Annotated in this window: 13 protein-coding genes; 10 read left to right on the forward strand and 3 right to left on the reverse strand. The window is 73.2% G+C overall.

The genetic code is table 11. The features are described 5' to 3' along the window. Positions 1–812 precede the first annotated feature (812 nt). Positions 813–4,553, forward strand: a complete 3,741-nt coding sequence (locus JG540_RS07790; protein WP_407648363.1) for a multifunctional oxoglutarate decarboxylase/oxoglutarate dehydrogenase thiamine pyrophosphate-binding subunit/dihydrolipoyllysine-residue succinyltransferase subunit — start codon at positions 813–815, stop codon at positions 4,551–4,553. 307 nt (positions 4,554–4,860) lie between these two features. Then, the gene (locus tag JG540_RS07795; RefSeq protein ID WP_200275133.1) at positions 4,861–5,460 is read left to right on the forward strand and encodes a GDSL-type esterase/lipase family protein; all 600 of its coding nucleotides are present in this window, start codon (positions 4,861–4,863) and stop codon (positions 5,458–5,460) included. 344 nt (positions 5,461–5,804) lie between these two features. Here JG540_RS07795 and JG540_RS10725 read toward each other — a convergent pair whose 3' ends face one another. The 3 genes from JG540_RS10725 to JG540_RS07805 form a co-directional block, all read right to left on the reverse strand. Continuing rightward, positions 5,805–5,879, reverse strand: coding sequence for a 50S ribosomal protein bL37 (locus JG540_RS10725; RefSeq protein WP_370427841.1), 75 nt, complete (start codon positions 5,877–5,879; stop codon positions 5,805–5,807). Between the two features lie 327 nt (positions 5,880–6,206). Then, complete coding sequence (gene rsrA / locus JG540_RS07800) at positions 6,207–6,551, reverse strand: mycothiol system anti-sigma-R factor (protein WP_200275135.1); 345 nt, start codon at positions 6,549–6,551, stop codon at positions 6,207–6,209. Next, positions 6,548–7,273 carry a sigma-70 family RNA polymerase sigma factor gene (locus JG540_RS07805; protein ID WP_200275137.1) on the reverse strand — a complete coding sequence of 242 codons (726 nt, stop codon included), beginning with the start codon at positions 7,271–7,273 and terminating at the stop codon, positions 6,548–6,550. Before JG540_RS07805 ends, rsrA begins: the two co-directional genes overlap by 4 nt. Positions 7,274–7,692: 419 nt before the next feature. Here JG540_RS07805 and JG540_RS07810 point away from each other — a divergent pair, with 419 nt between their 5' ends. The 8 genes from JG540_RS07810 (at position 7,693) to JG540_RS07845 (ending at position 19,185) form a co-directional block, all read left to right on the forward strand. After that, positions 7,693–8,217 carry a DoxX family membrane protein gene (locus JG540_RS07810; protein ID WP_200275138.1) on the forward strand — a complete coding sequence of 175 codons (525 nt, stop codon included), beginning with the start codon at positions 7,693–7,695 and terminating at the stop codon, positions 8,215–8,217. Between the two features lie 204 nt (positions 8,218–8,421). Next, positions 8,422–10,641, forward strand: coding sequence for an NADP-dependent isocitrate dehydrogenase (locus JG540_RS07815; RefSeq protein ID WP_200275139.1), 2,220 nt, complete (start codon positions 8,422–8,424; stop codon positions 10,639–10,641). A gap of 32 nt (positions 10,642–10,673) precedes the next feature. Further along, complete coding sequence (locus JG540_RS07820) at positions 10,674–10,880, forward strand: hypothetical protein (RefSeq protein ID WP_200275140.1); 207 nt, start codon at positions 10,674–10,676, stop codon at positions 10,878–10,880. A gap of 122 nt (positions 10,881–11,002) precedes the next feature. Then, positions 11,003–12,787, forward strand: a complete 1,785-nt coding sequence (gene aroA, locus JG540_RS07825; RefSeq protein ID WP_267977934.1) for a 3-phosphoshikimate 1-carboxyvinyltransferase — start codon at positions 11,003–11,005, stop codon at positions 12,785–12,787. Beyond that, positions 12,787–14,079, forward strand: a complete 1,293-nt coding sequence (gene rsgA, locus JG540_RS07830) for a ribosome small subunit-dependent GTPase A (protein ID WP_234042746.1) — start codon at positions 12,787–12,789, stop codon at positions 14,077–14,079. The genes aroA and rsgA overlap by 1 nt, the downstream gene beginning before the upstream one ends. A gap of 342 nt (positions 14,080–14,421) precedes the next feature. Then, complete coding sequence (locus tag JG540_RS07835; RefSeq protein ID WP_234042747.1) at positions 14,422–15,192, forward strand: GNAT family N-acetyltransferase; 771 nt, start codon at positions 14,422–14,424, stop codon at positions 15,190–15,192. 574 nt (positions 15,193–15,766) lie between these two features. Then, on the forward strand, positions 15,767–17,332 hold the full coding sequence (gene arc, locus JG540_RS07840) for a proteasome ATPase (RefSeq protein ID WP_200275143.1): 1,566 nt from the start codon (positions 15,767–15,769) through the stop codon (positions 17,330–17,332). A gap of 17 nt (positions 17,333–17,349) precedes the next feature. Further along, on the forward strand, positions 17,350–19,185 hold the full coding sequence (locus JG540_RS07845; RefSeq protein ID WP_234042748.1) for a proteasome accessory factor PafA2 family protein: 1,836 nt from the start codon (positions 17,350–17,352) through the stop codon (positions 19,183–19,185). Positions 19,186–19,203: the final 18 nt, after the last annotated feature.

Here is a 19,203-nt window from a genome sequence, read left to right on the forward strand (position 1 = left end):
TGAAATCCCAACACCGGCCTGTTTCCAATGTATGCAACCACCCCAGGGAGCCAAAGGGGTAGCCTCTCCTGAGCCTCCGGGAGGCGTCACAGGGCATGCGTGCCAAGGAACCTGCCGCCACCGGCCCCACCACCGGACACCCCCGCCCCCAAAAGGCGCGCCCCCAGATAGCCCAGCGCCATAGCACCAGGCCCCTAGACACCCGTACCCAAGACCCAGGTTCCAGGCTTCGAGCACGCGGCCCCGGACGGGCAGGGACCAAGACGCCACAGGCCAAGCCCTCACCGCGCGGCGGCGTCCAGGCCCTTGGAGAACTCGCTGCTAGCGCCCTGGCTCAAGGCCGCACCCCCGCAGCCGCCTTAGCAACAGCGTCACTACGCGCCCCCCACAGGAGCCGGGTCCCGGATCACCAGGTGCGGGGCAGTGGGCGGCTAAAGCACGGATCGGCATATGGGCACGCCCAGGACCACCAGGGTACGGGTGACGCGGGGCGGCCTCGTCCTCACCCCTCGGCCAGGACACCATCTACAGCCTCCCAAGGAACACCCGAGCCCCCAAGCCCCTCCCACCCTCATAAGCACCTCCCCAGCTATCCACAACTAAGGCACCCCTTACCGAACTCGCGGTACATATGTCCCGGTCTCGCGAGAATGAGTCTTTGGTCCCGGATTTGCGCACGCGGCGGGCGCGTCTTCCGTAAGATGACACAGGACATACCCGGGCAATCAGCCCGCACCGGTTCAGGACTCTCAAGGAGACAAGCCGTGACGAGCCAGCGCACCTCCGCAACTGACTTCGGAGCCAACGAGTGGATGGTTGAGGAGATGCGAGAGGCCTGGCAGGCTGACCCCGGCGCCGTGCCCACCGCCTGGAGAGAGTTCTTCGAGCACGACTCCCGCACCCCCGCCGCACCCGCGCCCGCAGCCACGCCGGGCCCCGAGCTGGCGCCCCCGCCCGCAGGCTCCCCCAGCGAGCCCCGTACCCCGGACGCCGCCCCCCGCCCCGCGGTCGTCGTACAGGACATGACCCGCTCGGACCTGCCCCCGGCACCGCCGTCGAACGTCGCTCCCCCCACCTCCCCCTACGCGCAGCGCCAGGCCTCGCGCACCACCCCGGCCGCTGACAGCGCCCAGGACACCGACTCCCGCCTAAAGGGCGCGGCGGCCCGCACCGCCAAGAACATGGAGGAGTCGCTGACCATCCCCACCGCCACCTCCGCCCGCGCCGTCCCCGCCAAGGTGCTGATCGAGAACCGCTCGATCATCAACGCCCACCTGGCGCACACCCGGGGCGGCAAGGTCTCCTTCACGCACCTGATCGGCTGGGCCCTGGTGGAGTCCCTCACCGAGATGCCCGCCATGAACTACTCCTACTCGCTGGACGAGACGGGCAGGCCCAGCCTGCACCAGCCCGCCCACGTGGCCTTCGGCCTGGCCGTGGACGTACCCACCGCCAAGGGCGAGCGGCACCTGATGGTCCCCAGCATCAAGGGCGCCGACCTGCTGGACCTGGCTGGCTTCGTGGACGCCTACGAGGACGTCGTGGCCAGGGCCCGCGCCGGCGCCCTGACGGTGGAGGACTTCCGTGGCACCACCGTCACCCTGACCAACCCCGGCATGATCGGCACCCTGCACTCCGTGCCCCGCCTCATGCCCGGCCAGGGACTGATCGTGGGCGTCGGTTCCATGGCCTACCCGGCCGCCTTCGCCGGGGCCAGTGAGGAGACCCTGGCCCGCACCGGGGTGGGCAAGACCATCACCCTGACCTCCACCTACGACCACCGCGTCATCCAGGGAGCGGCCTCCGGAGAGCTGCTGCGCCTGATCGAGCGCAAGCTCCTGGGCCTGGACGGCTTCTGGGAACGGTCCTTCGAGTCCCTGCGCATCCCCCTGGAGCCGGTCCGCTGGGCCCGGGACACCACCTACGACGCCGAGCTGGAGACCGGCAAGCCCGCCCGGGTGGCCGAGCTGATCCACGCCTACCGCCAGCGCGGGCACCTGGCCGCCGACACTGACCCGCTCACCTACCGTCTGCGCCGTCACCCCGACCTGGACCTGAGCAACTACGGACTGAGCCTGTGGGACCTGGACCGGGTGTTCCCCACCGGCGGCATAGGTGGCACCGAGCGTGCCACCCTGCGCCAGATCCTGGACCGCCTGCGCGACTCCTACTGCCGCACCGTCGGCGTGGAGTACATGCACATCCAGGACCCGGCCCAGCGCCGCTGGTGGCAGGAGCGGTTGGAGGGCGAGTGGACCCCGGTCAGCTCGGAGAAACGACGCCGCATCCTCACCAAGCTGGAGCAGGCCGAGGCATTCGAGACCTTCCTGCAGACCAAGTACCTGGGGCAGAAGCGCTTCAGCCTGGAGGGCGGCGAGTCCCTGATCGTGCTGCTTGACCGCCTGCTGGACGCCGCCGCCCACGACGGCCTGGACGAGGTGGTGATCGGTATGGCGCACCGGGGTCGCCTCAACGTGCTCACCAACATCGCCGGGAAGTCCTACGGGCAGGTCTTCGACGAGTTCGACGGCAACGCCGTCACCGTCGGCCACGGCACCGGGGACGTCAAGTACCACCTGGGCACCGAGGGCGTGTTCACGGGCACCGACGGCGTGAGCACCCGCGTGTCGCTGGCCGCCAACCCCTCCCACCTGGAGACGGTGGACGGCGTCGTGGAGGGCATCGTGCGCGCCAAGCAGGACCGGATCGGCCTGGGAGAGAAGGGCTACACGGTCATGCCGGTGCTGGTGCACGGGGACGCCGCCTTCGCCGGGCAGGGTGTGGTCTACGAGACCCTCAACATGAGCCAGCTGCCCGCCTACCGCACCGGCGGGACCGTGCACGTGGTGGTCAACAACCAGATCGGCTTCACCACCGGGGCGGCCTCCGCCCGCTCCACCACCTACGCCACCGACCTGGCCAAGGGCCTGCAGGTGCCGATCTTCCACGTCAACGCCGACGACCCGGACACCGTGGCCCGGGTGGCGGAGCGTGCCTACGAGTACCGGGCCGCGTTCCACAAGGACGTGATAATCGACCTGATCTGCTACCGGCGCCGCGGCCACAACGAGGGTGACGACCCGTCCATGACCCAGCCGGTCATGTACCGCCTGATCGACTCCCTGCCCTCCACCCGGGAGGTCTACACGCGGGCGCTGGTGGGCCGCGGTGAGATCACCACGGAGGACGCCAAGCAGATCGAGCGCTCCTTCCACGACGAGCTGGAGCGGATCCTGGTGGAGACCCGCGCCTCCCACGCCAACGAGGCCGCCCCCGCCCCCTCACAGGTCATTGACGCCACCGACCCCACCCAGGTGGGCCGCCAGATCACCACCCTGGACGTGCCCTCCTCCCAGCAGGCCGGTGAGGGCATGATGCTGGGCTGGACCAGCGCCGTGAGCCGGGACGTGGTGGAGCGCATCGGTGACTCCCAGACCGCCTACCCGGAGGGCTTCACCGTCCACCCCAAGCTCGCCGCCATGCTCGCCAGGCGCCAGGCCGCCACCCGTGAGGGGGAGATCGACTGGGGCCTGGGCGAGCTCATCGCCTTCGGCTCGCTGCTGATGGAGGGCGTGCCGGTGCGGGTGGCTGGTGAGGACGCCCGCCGAGCCACCTTCGCCCAGCGTCACGCGGTCCTGCACGACCACGTCACCGGCGCGGAGTGGACGCCCCTGAGCTTCCTAACCCCCGAGCAGGCGCCCTTCGAGATCTACGACTCCCTGCTCAGCGAGTACGCGGCCCTGGCCTTCGAGTACGGCTACTCGGTGGAGCGGCCGGAGGCGCTGACCTGCTGGGAGGCGCAGTTCGGGGACTTCGCCAACGGCGCGCAGTCCGTGATCGACGAGTACATCACCAGCGCCGGGCAGAAGTGGGGGCAGCGTTCGGGCCTGGTGATGCTGCTGCCGCACGGCCAGGAGGGGCAGGGCCCGGACCACTCCTCGGCCCGGATCGAGCGCTACCTGCAGATGTGCGCGCAGAACAACATGCGGGTGGCCATGCCCTCCACGCCCGCCAACCACTTCCACCTGCTGCGGGAGCAGGCCTACTCGCGCCCGCGCCGCCCCCTGGTGGTCTTCACCCCCAAGCAGCTGCTGCGCCTGAAGGCGGCCAGCAGCCCGGTGGAGGACTTCATGGCGGGCTCCTTCCTGCCGGTCCTGGGCGAGGTGGACCAGGAGCTGTCCACCGGGCGGGGCGTTGACCGGGTGCTGCTGTGCTCGGGGCGGGCCTACTACGCCCTGGTTGCGGAGCGCCAGCGCCTGGGGGAGCGGGCCACCGCGATCATCCGCCTGGAGCAGCTCTACCCGCTGGACGAGCAGGCCCTGGCCGCCGCCCTGGCCCCCTACAGCATGGCCGAGCTGGTGTGGGTGCAGGACGAGCCCGCCAACCAGGGCATCTGGCCGTGGCTGGCGCTGCACCTGCCGGAGGAGCTGACCGGGCGGCGGCGGCTGCGTCTGGTCTCCCCGCCGGAGGCGGCCTCCCCCGCCCTGGGGACTGCGGGCGCCTACAAGCGCCAGCAGGCCGAGCTGATGCGGGCGGCCTTCGCACGCGGCTGACCGGCGACGGCGTAGGCGCTGCGGGCGTCCGCTGTAGCTGACCGGCGACGGCGACGGCGCAGCTGGTGCTCGCGGCTGACCCGCAGGCGCGGCCAGCGTCTGTTGCAGCTGACCAGCAGGCGCGGCCAGCGTCTGTTGCAGCTGACCAGCAGGCGCGGCCAGCGTCTGTTGCAGCTGACCAGAGACGCCGTCGGGAGGGCTGGAATCTGCCACCTGCAGCGACTTCTGCCAATCAAGTTACCTGACATGCGCCTAACAACTGGACGCAGTGGCGCGCGCGGGTGGTCCTGCGGTTGATAATGGGCCCATGCGGCCTGTGAACCTGCTCTTCGTCGGCGACGAGCTCATCTCTGCCTACGGTGACGCGCGCGCCCTGGGGTGGGTGGGTCGGGTGATGGCCCACACCCGCCTGGACCCGCTCTACCCGCCGATCATGTGGACCACCCTGCCGGCCTTCGGTGAGACGACGGCGCAGCTGGCAGAGCGCTGGCCCACGGAGGTGGGTCGCCGCCTGGTCCCGGGAGCGCAGAACCGGATGGTGGTGGGGATCGGCCTGGCGGACCTGGAGTCCGGCACCTCGGTCTCCCGCTCGCGCCTGAACCTGGCCAATATGCTGGACGGCGCCCGCCTGGAGCACCTGGAGTGCTTTGTGGTGGGACCGCCGCCGCTACCCCACTACGACCCGCTGGCCGTGGAGCGGCTCTCGGACGCGATGGCGGAGGTGTGCCTGCGCCGGGCGGTGCCGTACGTGGACACCTTCCACCCGCTGCTCGGCCATGAGCAGTGGAGCACTGACGTGGCCGCCACCGGTGGGGCCCGCCCCGGGCAGGCGGGTTACGGGCTGCTGACCTGGCTGGTGCTGCACCGGGGCTGGTACGAGTGGCTGGGGGTGCCGGAGCAGGTCTGATCCGCCCAGGAACAGGGCTCCGCACCAGCATCCGCCTTAGAGGCAGGCCCAGGAAGGGGCGGAGGTATGTCTGCTCCCCAGGGGCAGGCACCAGGCGCAGGAGCGGCCCACGCCCGGCAGGGGCTATCCGAGTTGCCGTCGCGCTCGTTCACGGCGACGCGGGAGCGGTCTAAGCCTGACGGGGGCTCCCCTGCCCTCGGGTTCCGCCCGCCCTGGCGAGGCCCCGGTCACGAGCTGCAGCAGCCCTGCGGCAGACCGGAGGGACAAAAGAACGGCCGACCACCGTGAGGATGGTCGACCGTTAAGAGTCCAGGCGGGGGCCGCTACCAGGCGGCTCCCCCAGCTCAGGCGTTGGGACGCTTGCCGTGGTTGGCGCCGCCCTTAGCACGTGCCCGACGCTTGCGACCGCGCTTGCTCATCTTGATCTCCTCGTGTGTGGACTGGCCCCACGAGGGGGCACGGAACGCCGCCGATTCTCGCACACGCCCCGGACCAGCCGCCAACCCCCTGCCGCCTACCGCCCTAGTGAGTACCACCACAAGGAGGTACGCGGGCACTGGCCCCGGACACAGCCCTGCCGATTAACCGGTAGGGCAGCACCACAGCGACGGGAACCAGCCCGCGCCCCGCAGCGCCACCAGCAGGGCAGCGCCGCAGCCAGCACCCCGACCAAGAGCCGCACCAAGGCAGGAGTCCAGCTCCTCAGCCCCGCCAAGGCTCATCTGGCGCCCCGTACCGGACGCTGGTCAGCCCCGTTCCAGGCGGGTACTGCGCACCGTGGAGGAGACCACCGCCTGGCCGTCGTCGACGACCACGGTCCGGGTGACGGTGGTGCTGCTGACCCGCAGGGCGGAGAGCCGCCTCAGTACCCGGGCCCGCAGCTCTACCGGCGCCTGCTCCACGCAGCTGGAGCGCAGGATGGCACGCAGGTGGCGCTCCGCGTCCGCGATCCGGGAGCAGTGGTCGCAGCTCGCTACGTGGGCTGCCAGGCGGGCGGTGGTGCCGCAGTCGCACTCGTCGTCCAGGAACATCTCCAGCAGGGACCGCGCCTCGGCGCAGGAGACCTCGTCCGGGCAGGGGGAGGCGGTCATCGGCGGGCACCCCCGTCCGTCTTGTAGCCCAGGTCGCGGGCGTGCTCGGCCAGCAGCTCGCGCAGCTGGGCGCGGCCACGGTGCAGGCGTGACATGACCGTGCCGATCGGCGTACCCATGATCTCGGCGATCTCCTTGTAGGCGAAGCCCTCCACGTCCGCCAGGTAGACGGCCAGGCGGCGGTCCTCACTGAGCGCGGCGAAAGCCGCCTTGATCTCCTCGTTGGGCAGCTCGTCCAGGGCCAGGTTCTCGGCGCTGGGCAGGCCGGTGGAGTCGTGGGAGGCGGCACGGTGCAGCTGCCAGTCCTCGACGGCGTCGGCGTCCGACTGCTGGGGCTCGCGCTGCTTCTTGCGGTAGGAGTTGATGAAGGTGTTGGTCAGGATCCGGTAGAGCCAGGCCTTGAGGTTGGTACCGGGCCGGTACTGGTGGAAGGAGGAGAAGGCCCGCACGTAGACGTCCTGGATCAGGTCCTCGGCGTCGGCGCGGTTGCGGGTCATGCGCAGGGCGGCGCCGTAGAGCTGGTCCAGGTAGGGCAGGGCCTCCGCCTCGAAGCGGGCGGCGCGCTGCTCCTCGGTCTCGTCCGCCGGGGCGCGGTCCAGCTCCTCGCCGTAGTCAGCTGCGCTGCCGTCCTGGAGCAGGTCGGCTTCCGCAACCAGCTCGGCGGCATGGCCCTGGTCTTCCCGCAGCAGGCCGGTGGGGCCCGGGTGGTTGGTGTCCGTCATCAGCCACGAGCCTAGCGCCGACCGGCGGCGCACGGGACGGGAAGGCCGGGGCGCGTGGCGCGATCGGACACGGCGGTCCTGGAGGGTCAAGGTCACGACCGCTAAACGGGCGCGCCGCGCCCGGTATTCCCCAAGCAGCCCCTTCCAGGGCGTCCACAGCAGGAGAGCCCCTTCCCGGGCACCCACAGCAGGAGAGTCCCTCCCCCGGCGCCCCCCCAGCGCCGCGCTGCGCGTACTGCCCGCGACAGCCCCCCTGGGCATCACCCGCACGCCGGGGCACCCCCTTCGCCTCCAATTGTGCATTTCGGCGCGAGTGGTGCCGGAATTCCGCACCACTCGCGCCGAAATGCACAAGTCGGGGTGGGGCGAGCGCGCCTCCGCCCCTGGCAGCGGCGGAGCATTTGGGTGACTATGGAGGCATGGACCTACTGCGCCTGATCGCCCGCCCCCTGCTCGCTGCGCCCTTCGTCGTCGACGGGCTGGACGCCGTGACCCGGCCCGCCAAGCACGTCGAGAGGCTGAAGGTCGTCACCAACGGGCTGGAGAGGCTCGGCCTGCCCCCGGTCATGGACGCCGACGCCGCCCTGCTGGCCCGTGCCAGCGGTGCCGTCAGCGTGCTGGCTGGCCTGGGCCTGGCCACGGGCGTGGCCCCCCGCTCCTGCGCCACCGTGCTGGCCACCCTGAACGTGCCCCTGACCCTGGTCAACAACCCGGTCTGGCTGCGTTCCAGCGCCCAGGTGCGTACCGAGAGGCTGTCCGGGCTCACGCGCGGGGCTGCCCTGGGGGCCGGGCTGGTCATGGCCGCGCTGGACCGTGGCGGCAAGCCCTCGCTGGCCTGGTGGCTGTCCAACGAGCGGGAGCACCGGGCGGAGCTGTCCGCGGTGCGTGAGGCCACGGCGGCCGCCGTCGAGCAGGCGGTGGCCTCCCGCTACGTGGAGGTCTGAGACCGGGACCCCACCCACCCTCATATAGGACCTAGGTCCCATATGTTGCAGCGAACGGCTCCGCGCAGCACCTCAGCAGCCCTGAGACCTGGCCACTACACCAACAAGCCGCCGCCACACACAGGCCCTGCGACCAAGGTCACGCTAAGGTGGGCGCATGAAAAGGCCCGGGAGCACCGGGGAGCCAGACCAGAGGAGCCGAGCATGGCTGAGCGCAGCGACGTGATCTACACCTGGACCGACGAGGCGCCCATGCTGGCGACGCACTCCTTCCTGCCTATAGTCCAGGCCTTCAGCCGGGCTGCAGGCGTAACCGTCGCCACCGCTGACATCTCCCTGGCCGGGCGGGTCCTGGCCGCCTTCAACCTGGGGCCCGACGAGCTCGGGGTCCTGGGGGCCCTGACCAAGGAGCCGGACACCACCATCATCAAGCTCCCCAACGTCTCCGCCTCCCTGCCCCAGCTCAAGGCCGCCATCGCCGAGCTGCAGGCCGCAGGCTACGACCTGCCCAGCTACCCCGACTCCCCCCGCACCGCCCAGGAGCGCGCCGCCCGCGCCCGCTACGACGCCGTCAAGGGCAGCGCCGTCAACCCCGTGCTGCGGGAAGGCAACTCCGACCGGCGGGCCCCCGCCGCCGTCAAGGCCTACGCCCGCTCCCACCCGCACTCCATGGGCGAGTGGAGCCCCACCTCCAGGACCCGCGTGGCCACCATGAGCGCCGGTGACTTCCGCCACAACGAGCGCTCCGTGATCATCCCCGAGGAAGGCACCCTGCAGATCCGCCTGCGCCCCGCCAACGGCGCTGAGCCGCTGCTGCTGCGCAAGGAGCTGGCAGTGACCGCCGGGGAGGTGCTGGACGCGACCTTCATGAGCGCCGCCGCCCTGGACGCCTTCCTGGCCGAGCAGGTGGCCGCCGCCCAGGCCGACGACGTGCTGCTGTCCGTGCACCTCAAGGCCACCATGATGAAGGTCTCCGACCCGATCATCTTCGGCCACGCCGTGCGCGCCGTCCTGCCCCAGACCTTTGCGCGCTTCGGGGGGCTGCTGGACCAGGAGGGCCTGCGGGCGGAGGACGGCCTGGGCGCGATCCTGGCGGGCCTGGAGCAGGTGCCCGAGGGCCCGCAGGTGCGGGAGGCGATAGAGGCAGAGCTGGCAGCCGGGCCCCGTATCTCCATGGTGGACTCCGAGCGGGGCGTCACCAACCTGCACGTGCCCAGCGACGTCATTATCGACGCCTCCATGCCCGCCATGATCCGGGGCGGCGGCAAGCTCTGGGACGCCAGCGGCGCCAAGGCCGACACCCTGGCCGTGATCCCCGACTCCTCCTACGCGGGCGTCTACCAGGCCGTGATCGAGGACTGCAAGGCCAACGGGGCCCTGGACCCGCGCACCATGGGCAGCGTGCCCAATGTGGGGCTCATGGCCCGCAAGGCGGAGGAGTACGGCAGCCACGACAAGACCTTCCTGGTGCCGGTGGCCGGGACCGTGGAGGTGGTGGTGGTCGACGGCGTCGACGCCGCCCCGGGCACGGTCCTGCTCAGCCACGAGGTGGCCGCCGGGGACATCTGGCGGGCCTGCCAGACCCAGAACGCCCCCGTGCGCGACTGGGTGCACCTGGCCGTCACCCGCGCCCGGGCCACCGGGGCCCCCGCCGTCTTCTGGCTGGACCCCCAGCGGGCCCACGACCGCGCCCTGACGGTGCTGGTGGAGCGCTACCTGGGTGAGGAGGACACCACCGGCCTGGACCTGCGCGTGCTGGACCCGGTGGCGGCCACCCGCCTGTCCCTGGAGCGGGCGCGCCGCGGCGAGGACACCATCTCCGTGACCGGCAACGTGCTGCGCGACTACAACACCGACCTGTTCCCCATCCTGGAGCTGGGGACCAGCGCCAAGATGCTCTCCGTGGTCCCCCTGATGAACGGCGGTGGCCTGTACGAGACCGGGGCGGGCGGCTCAGCGCCCAAGCACGTGCGCCAGCTGCTGGAGGAGAACTACCTGCGCTGGGACTCCCTAGGCGAGTTCCTGGCCCTGGCGGAGGCGCTGCGGCACGTGGCTCAGGTGCGTTCCAAGCCGTCCGCCGCCGTCCTGGCCGACGCCCTGGACGCGGCCACCGCGCGGCTGCTGGAGGAGGACCGCTCCCCCGCCCGCCGTCTGGGCGCGGTGGACAACCGGGGCTCGCACGCCTGGCTGGCCCTGTACTGGGCGCAGGCGCTGGCCCAGCAGACGGCGGACGCCGCCCTGGCGCAGCACTTCGCCCCGGTGGCCAGGGCCCTGGAGGAGACCAATGAGCAGGTGCAGGCCGAGCTGGTGGAGGCCCAGGGCCACCCGGTGGAGATCGGCGGCTACTACCGCCCCGACCACGCCCTGACGGCGGCGGTCATGCGGCCCAGCGCCACCTTCAACCAGATCATCGACACGTTCTGAGGCACTGAAGTACCTGAACCAGGAGAGCTACCGTGAACGCAGGACCTTCTTGCAGCACACCCGCCAGGCATGACAACAAGCGTCAGCTTCAGTTTCTGTTGATCTGGTGCCTGGCAGTGGGCCTGTCCTACTCATTCATGCCGACCGCGCTCTGGCACCCGGTCCGCTGGCTGCTGCTGGTGGTTCTTGGCGCGCAGGTGCTGTGGATGCTGGTCCTCAGGTACCGCCGCTCACACTGACTCACGCCACCGGGCCAGGCGTACGCAGAACAGGCACGACGCCGTAGCCGCAGGCCCCAGCACCAGTGCGGGCTGGCTGGGCCGGGAGGAGCCCGGTGCCTGGGCCTGACACAATGGTTCCCGTGACACGCGAGGCCCCCTCCGCCCCCACAGACGGTGCTGCCAGCCCAGACGGCGCAGGCAGCACCGACGCTCCCACCACCCCAGTGCGCACTGATGGCCCCGGCACTACCGCTCCCGGCCCCTCAGCCAACCCCGCCCCCGCCAGCACCCGAGCCATCCGAGACAGCTCCGGCAGCCCCGCCCCCGCCAGCGCCCGAGCCACCCGGACCAACCCCGGCAGCCCCGCCCCCGCCAGCGCCCGAGCCACCCGAGACAGCTCCGGCCGCCCCGCCCCCACCAGTGCCCGAGCCACCCGGACCAACCCCGGCCCCACCGCCTGGGAAGCCCCCGCCGCCACCGGGCCGCTCGACGCCGTCGTGGAGCTGCCGGGCTCCAAGTCGCTGACCGCCCGGGCCCTGGTCCTCGCCGCCCTGGCAGACTCCCCCTCCACCCTGCGTGGAGCCCTGCGCTCCCGGGACACCGACCTGATGCTGGACGCCCTGCACGTGCTCGGCGTCGGCTCCGAGGTCCTGGACGAGTCCGGCAGCAGCCTGCGGATCCTCCCCGTCACCGAGCCCCTGCCGGTCACGGCCACGGCTGGCGGCCCGCCCCAGGTCGACTGCGGCCTGGCAGGCACCGTCATGCGCTTCGTGCCGCCGCTGGCCGCCCTGGCCCAGCGTCCTGTGGTCTTCGACGGCGACGAGGCCGCCCGCCTGCGCCCCCTGGGACCGGTCCTGGACGCCCTGGCCGCCCTGGGGGCCGCCGTCAGCGAGCTCGGCGCCCCCGGCCACCTGCCGGTGCGCGTGGGGCCGGGCAGCGGCGCCCTCCTGCGGCCCGCCGACCCCGCCGACCCCACCGCCCCGCACCGGGTGAGCATCGACGCCTCCCAGTCCTCCCAGTTCCTCTCCGCCCTCCTGCTCGTAGGGGCCCTGCTGCCCGGCGGCCTGGAGATCACCCCCACCGGGCCGGTCCCCTCACTGCCCCACATCCACATGACGGTGGAGAGCCTGCGCGAGCGCGGGATCGTCGTCGACGAGCCGTCCCCCCAGGCCCCCGACGGCGCGCGCAGCTGGCGGGTCCACCCGGGGCGCCCCCGCGGCGGGGAGGTGCAGATCGAGCCGGACCTGTCCAACGCCGGGCCCTTCCTGGCGGCGGCCCTGGTGGCGGGCGGCAGCGTGACCGTGCCGCACTGGCCCGCCCGCACCACGCAGGCCGGGGACGCCTGGCGTGAGCTCCTCCCCCGGCTGGGCGGCACCGTCACCACCACCGTGCAGCCGGACGGCGCGCTGCGGCTCACCGCCCACGGCACGGGACGGCTCACCGGGATCGACGCGGACCTCTCCGCCGTCGGGGAGCTGGCCCCTACCGTCGCGGCGCTGGCCACCCTGGCCTCCGCGCAGGGGCACCCCAGCCGCCTGCGCGGCATCACGCACCTGCGCGGGCACGAGACCAACCGCCTGGCGGCCCTGGTCGCTGAGATCAACCGCCTGGGCGGCCGCGCCCGTGAGACCGCCGACGGTCTGGAGGTCGCCGCCCTGCCTGCCGGGACGCGCCTGCGTCCCGCCTGCCTGCACGCCTACGCCGACCACCGCCTGGCCACCTTCGCGGCGGTTACCGGCCTGGCGGTGCCCGGCACCAGGCTCGACGACGTCGCCTGCACCGCCAAGACCCTCCCCGGCTTCCCCGCCCTGTGGGAGAAGCTGCTGCGCAGCACCGCCGCACAGGTACCAGGCTCTCGGGCGCCCGCCCCCGACAGCTGGGCGGAGGCCCCGGCCACCACCCGCACGACCCAGGAGGCCTGCTGATGGCCCGCCGCGACACCGGCACCGACGACCCCCGGGTGCGCGTGCGCCCCGGCAAGGGCTCCCGCCCCCGCACCAAGCAGCGCCCCGCCCACGAGGACGCCGTAACCGGCATGGTCACGCGCATCGACCGAGGCCACTACCGCATCCGCCTGGACGACCCCCGCCTCACCGCGGACGGCGGCGGGGACATCACCGCCATGAAGGCCCGCGAGCTGGGGCGCGGCAGGATCGTGGTCGGGGACCGGGTGGCGGTGGTGGGAGACACCAGCGGCCGCAAGGACACCCTGGCCCGCCTGGTGCGGATCGAGGAGCGCACCACCCTGCTGCGGCGCAGCGCGGAGGACGGCGACGCCGCTGGCACCGAGCGGCCGGTGGTCGCCAACGCGCAGCTGCTGGTGATCGTCACCGCCGTGGCCGACCCCGAGCCCCGCCCCCGCATGATCGACCGCTACCTGGTAGCCGCCTACGACGCAGGCATGGAGCCGCTGCTGGTGCTGACCAAGACGGACCTGGCCGACCCCTCCGCGCTGCTGGCCCTCTACGAGCCCCTGGGGGTGCGGGCCCTGCTGACCCGCCTGGACCCGGCCTCCAGCAGCACGGCCTCCCGGGCAGGTGAGGGGGTCCAGGCCGTGCGGGAGGCGGTGGCTGGGCGCACCTCGGTGCTCGTGGGGCACTCCGGGGTGGGTAAGTCCACGATTATCAACGCCCTGGTGCCGGGGGCGCAGCGCCTGACCGGGCACGTCAACGAGGTCACGGGCCGGGGCCGCCACACCTCCACCAACCTGCAGGCCCTGGAGCTGCCGGGGGGCGGCTGGGTGATCGACACCCCGGGGGTGCGCTCCTTCGGGGTGGCGCACGTCTCCAGCGCGGACGTGTTGCGTGGCTTCCCGGACCTGGCGGCCCAGGCCGAGGACTGCCCCCGGGGCTGCACGCACGAGGCCGGGGTGCTCGACTGCGCCCTGGACCGGTGGGCCAGCGGTGCCGACGGCGACGGCGGTCTGCTCGCCAGCAGCCCGGGCAGCAGCTCGGACGGTCTGGCAGAGGCGGTTGACGGCGTGCAGGGCGTGGCGAGCGGCGGCCCAGACGGCCTGGCAAAGGCGGTTGACGGCGTGCAGGGCGTAACAAGCAACAGCTCGGACGGCCTGGCAGCCAACGGCACGGGCTCTGGGACGACGGCGCCCGACAGCGTGCTGGTCCAGCGGCAGTCCCGCCTGGACTCCTTCCGCCGTCTGCTGGCCCCCTCCCTGGAGGCGGAGGACCCGGTGCCCACCGGGCACCGCCCCAGCCGCTGAGCCGGCCCGCTGCCCCGGCCCGCTACCCAGCTCGCGCACCTGGCCGACGCCGGGGCCAGTGGCCGCCCCGGGTCCAGTCCCACCACCCGGCCTGGCCCGTCCTGCCACGCCTGTGCCACCCCGGCCTGCTACCCAGCTCGCGCACCTGGCCGACGCCGGGGCCAGTGGCCGCCCCGGGTCCAGTCCCACCACCCGGCCTGGCCCGTCCTGCCACGCCTGTGCCACCCCGGCCCGGTCGCACCTGGCCAGACCTTCGCCGGGCCAGACCTTCGCCGGGCCTGACCTTCGCCGGGCCTGGACCGTCCCGGTAGGCAACAGGGACCTTGGCGTATGGTCTGGCCCGTGGGAGAGAAGATCCGGTCAGCCAGCACCAGGGACTACGACGCCTTGGCGGACCTGTTGGAGCAGGTGTTCAGCACCGACCCGCTCATGACCGCCCTGGCCGCCCCGGCCCCGGACCCCGCCTTGGCGCTGCGCCACCTGCTGGAGGTGACGCTGCGCGACGAGTACCTGGTCAGCGACCTGCGTGCCCCGCACGCGCCGACCGCCGTCGACGTCATCGCCGACTCCACCGGTGCCCTGCTGGGGGCCGCCCTGTGGAACGCCCCCCGCCGCAGCACCCCGCCCGCAGACCTGGACGGCCCCGGTCTCCAGCCCGCCTCCAGCCGCGTAGCCTCCTCCCGCGGTCCGGCCCGGCGCGCGTCGTCGGGGGCTCACGCCGTCAGGACCTCCCGTACCGGTGAGGGCTCCGCGGCCGCACCTGCCGGGATCAACCGGGCGGTGATGGGCGGGGCCTGGGACCTGTGCCTGCTGGACGAGCGGCTGTGCGAGGCGGTCCGCCCCCTGGAGCCGCACTGGCACCTGTACATGCTGGCGGTCGCGCCGCGCGCCCAGGGCCGGGGCGTGGGCTCACGGCTGCTGGCGCACGGGCTGGCGCGGGCCGACGCCGCCGGCCTGCCCGCGCACCTGGAGGCCACCACTGCCGCCTCCAAGCGCCTCTACGAGCGTCACGGCTTCCGGGAGACGGCGGAGCTGGGCCCCTGCGACCCGCTGCCCCGCTACTGGGCCCTGACCCGCCCGGCCCAGGCGCCCGCCAGCCCCTCCCCAACTTAAGCCGGGACGTAGCGTCAGCCCGGCCTGCTCCAGCACCGCGGGGCCCCTCCCCCGCCTGAGCCGGGACGTAGCCCCGTCAACCCGGCCTGCTCCAGCACCCCGGGGACCCTCCCCCGCCTGTGCCCGTCCCCCCCGGGTCGCCACCCGTGCTCCGGGCCCCCTTCGCCTCCACTGGTGCATTTCGGCGCGAGTGGTGCCGAAATACCGCACCACTCGCGCCGAAATGCACAAGTCGGAGTGGGGTGGGCACGCCCCGGCACAACCAGGTCGTCCTCGCCGTGGCCCGCCGCCGCATCCTCGCCCTGGCCCGCCGCCGCATCCTCGCCCTGGCCCACCGCCGCATCCTGACCCTGCACCCCCTGCCCAGAGACGACGCCCTCTACGATCCCCATCCAGCACCCCAACTGGCGGCCGCGCCTTCACACACCACATAGGGGCACCCCCAGACCGGGGACCGGAAGTCCCGCCCATTTCCTGTTGCGCAGGCCACAGAGGCGCTACCCTATCTGGTACAGGCGTGCCATTTTCTCGGCCCTGAGGCCCGCCTGGCACCGTCGCCCGCAAGGAGCTGGTCGTGGCAGAGCACGTCGGAGACCCGCCCCCAGGCCCCAGCGCGCCCACCAACCCCACGGAACGCAAGAACCGGGCCCTGTCCCACGCCCTGCGCCAGGCCCGCGCCGAGCTGGAGGCCGCCCACCGGGAGATCACCCGCCTGACCTCCCCGGCCCTGAGCCACGCCACCCTGGTGCAGGTCGTTGACGCCCGCAACCGTCTGCTAGACGTGGCCCAGGGCGGACGGCGCCTGCGGGTGCGGGCCAGCACGCAGCTGCCCCTGGGGGGACTGGAGCCGGGCACCCCGCTCCTGCTCAACGCCGACCTGCACGCCGTCGAGCTGGGGGCCAGCCCGGACACCGGCGAGCTGGTGTCCTTCGAGCAACGCCTGGACGAGCACCACGTCCTGGCTGCCGTGCGGGCCGAGGACTCCCGGGTGCTGCGCCTGGCCCCCACGCTCACCAGCGCCCGCCTGCGCCCCGGCGACAGCCTCCTGGCAGACGTGCGGGAGGGCACCGTGGTGGCGCTCGTGCCCCGCCAGGAGGTCGAGGAGCTGCTGCTGCAGACCGCCCCGGACACCCCCTGGGAGGCGATCGGCGGGCTGGACCAGACCATTGAGCGTATTCGCGACGTCGTCGAGCTGCCCATGACGCACCCGGAGCTGTTCGCCGAGCACCGGCTGCGGCCCCCGCGCGGCCTGCTGCTCTACGGTCCCCCCGGAGTGGGCAAGACCCTGATCGCCCGGGCGGTGGCCACCTCCCTGGGCCGGGCCACGGGCCGCAGCACGCACTTCCTGAGCATCAAGGGGCCCCAGCTGCTGGACAAGTACGTGGGCGAGACCGAGCGGCGCATCCGCCTGATCTTCTCCCGCGCCCGGGACAAGGCGGCCGACGGCGTGCCCGTGGTCATCTTCTTTGACGAGATGGAGTCCCTGTTCCGCACCCGCGGCACCGGCGTGTCCTCCGACGTGGAGACCACGGTGGTGCCCCAGCTGCTGGCAGAGATCGACGGCGTGGAGGAGATGCGCAACGTCGTCGTGATCGGGGCCTCCAACCGGGAGGACATGATCGACCCGGCGATCCTGCGGCCCGGCCGCCTGGACGTGCGGATCCGGATCGACCGCCCCGACTATGAGGCCTCCCGCCAGATCCTCGCCCGCTACCTGACCCCCGACCTGCCGCTGGCCCCCGCCGAGGTCCAGGCCCACGGCTCCCCGCAGCGGCTGGTGGAGGCCATGAGCCGGGAGGTGCTGACGGCCCTGTTCACCCGCGACCGCAGCACCATGGTCCTGCACGTGCACCGCCGCTCAGGGGCCAGCGAGACCTGGTACCTGGCGGACCTCGTGTCCGGGGCCATGATCGCCTCCGTGGTGGCACGGGCCAAGGCCGCCGCCCTCAAGGACGCCTTGGCGGGGCGCCGCGGCCTGACCACCGCCCACCTGCTGGCGGCGGTCGCGGCGGAGGCGGCCGACGCCGCGGAGCAGCCGGGCACCTCCGACCCCGAGGAGTGGGTGCGCGTGGTCGGCCGGTCGCGCCGCACCGACCCCGTGACGGCCCTGGTCCCGGCCGGGGAGGAGAAGCGCTCATAATCACCGTCCGCCGGATCATGGGGATCGAGACCGAGTACGCGCTGCTCGACCGTGACGAGCCGGGGGCCGACCCCCAGCAGCTGGCCACGGACCTGCTGTACGCCTACGCCACCGCCGCGGCCCCGCAGGCGCCCTCGACCCTGCACGTACCCTCCCGCACGGGCCGGACCCTGACCCGCGGGGCAGGCACCCGCTTCGACTACTCCGGGGAGCTGCCCGCCGTCGACGCGCGCGACGGCCAGGAGCACGCCCTGGCCCCCGAGGCCCGCACCGACCTGGAGCCGGGGGCGGTGCTGACCGGCACCCAGGCCCGGTGGATCCAGCGGGTGGGGGCCTTCGGACAGCACTACTACCGGGGCACCGCCACGCACGGGGCCAACGGGTGCCGCCTGTACGTGGACCACACGCACCCCGAGTACGCCTCCCCGGAGGTGCTGGGCCCCCTGGCGGCCGCCACCTACGACCGGGCGGGGGACCTGCTCATGCACCAGGCAGAGCTGGCGCTGTCCGCCGAGCGTGGCAGCCGGGTGCAGGTCATCAAGAACAACACGGACGGCCGGGGCTCCGCCTGGGGAGCGCACGAGTCCTACGCCGTGCCGCGCGCCGTCCCCTGGCAGCTGCTCACCGACGTGCTGCTGCCGCTGCTGGTGAGCCGCCTGGTGGTGTGCGGCTCGGGCCGTGTGGGGATCGGGGAGGCCGGGGAGGAGCCGGGCTTCCAGATCCTGGCGCGGGCCGACTACGTGGAGCAGCCGGTGTCGCTGTACACCACCCGCGAGCGCCCGATCGTCAACACCCGCGACGAGCCGCACGCCGACGCCGGGCGGTGGCGCCGCCTGCACGTGATCACGGCAGACTCCTCGTCGCTGGCGGTCAGCGCCGTGCTGCGGCTGGGCCTGACCGCCTGCGTGCTGGGCCTGGTGGAGGAGGCGCCGGAGCGGGCCCAGGCCCTGGCCCGGCGGGTGGCCCTGGCGGACCCGGTGACGGCGCTGCGGGTGTTCTCCCGGGACCTGAGCCTGAGCGCCCGCTGCCCGCTGGCTGCCGGGGGCCAGGCCACTGCCCTGGAGATCCAGCGGGCCTTCCTGGAGGAGGTCACCTCCTGCCTGGGCCCGCAGGCCCCGGACCCGGAGACCGCCCTGGTGCTGGGGCTGTGGCGCGAGGCCCTGGACGCGCTGGCCCAGGGGCCGGAGCAGGCCGCCCACCTGGTTGAGTGGTGCGCCAAGCTCTCGGTGCTGGAGCGGCTGCGGGAGCGGGCGGGCTGCGGCTGGGAGGACCTGCGGCTGCGGGCCGCGGACCTGCAGTTCGCGGTGGTGGACCCGGGCAGCTCCCTGGCGGCGCGGCTGGAGGAGGCTGGGCGGGTGCGCCCGGTGCTGTCCGCCGCGCAGGTGGCGGCGGCGGTGACCCAGGCGCCGCAGGACACGCGCGCCGGGGGCCGGGCGGCCTTCCTGCGGCTCTTCCCGGACCGGGTGTGGGCGGCCAGCTGGACCTCGCTGGTGGTGGACACCGACGGCAAGCACCTGCTGCGGGTCACCTTGCCTGATCCGCTCCACCCCACGCGCGCGGAGGTGGAGACGGCGTACGCGTCCTGCGCGGACGGCGGGCTGGAGCCTGCTGCCCGGCTGGTGGCGACGCTTAAGGCGCTGGGGCTGGAGGTGCCGGAGACACCGGAGACCTTCGGCTGGGACGAGGGCTTCTACGCCGAGGCCGACGACGGCACAGGAGGCGGCGCGGGAGACGGCGGCGCCGTCGCTGGCACTGCCGCACGTACCGGCCCCGCCAGCGGTGCTGGCCCCGCCGAGGCTGCGGAACCGGGTGCACCTCCTGCCCGGGCCGCCCGCGACCCCGGCCCGCCCTGAGTCCCCTGCCCCCTCGCA

Origin of the sequence: Actinomyces weissii (assembly GCF_016598775.1) — a bacterium.
Classification (GTDB): domain Bacteria; phylum Actinomycetota; class Actinomycetes; order Actinomycetales; family Actinomycetaceae; genus Actinomyces; species Actinomyces weissii.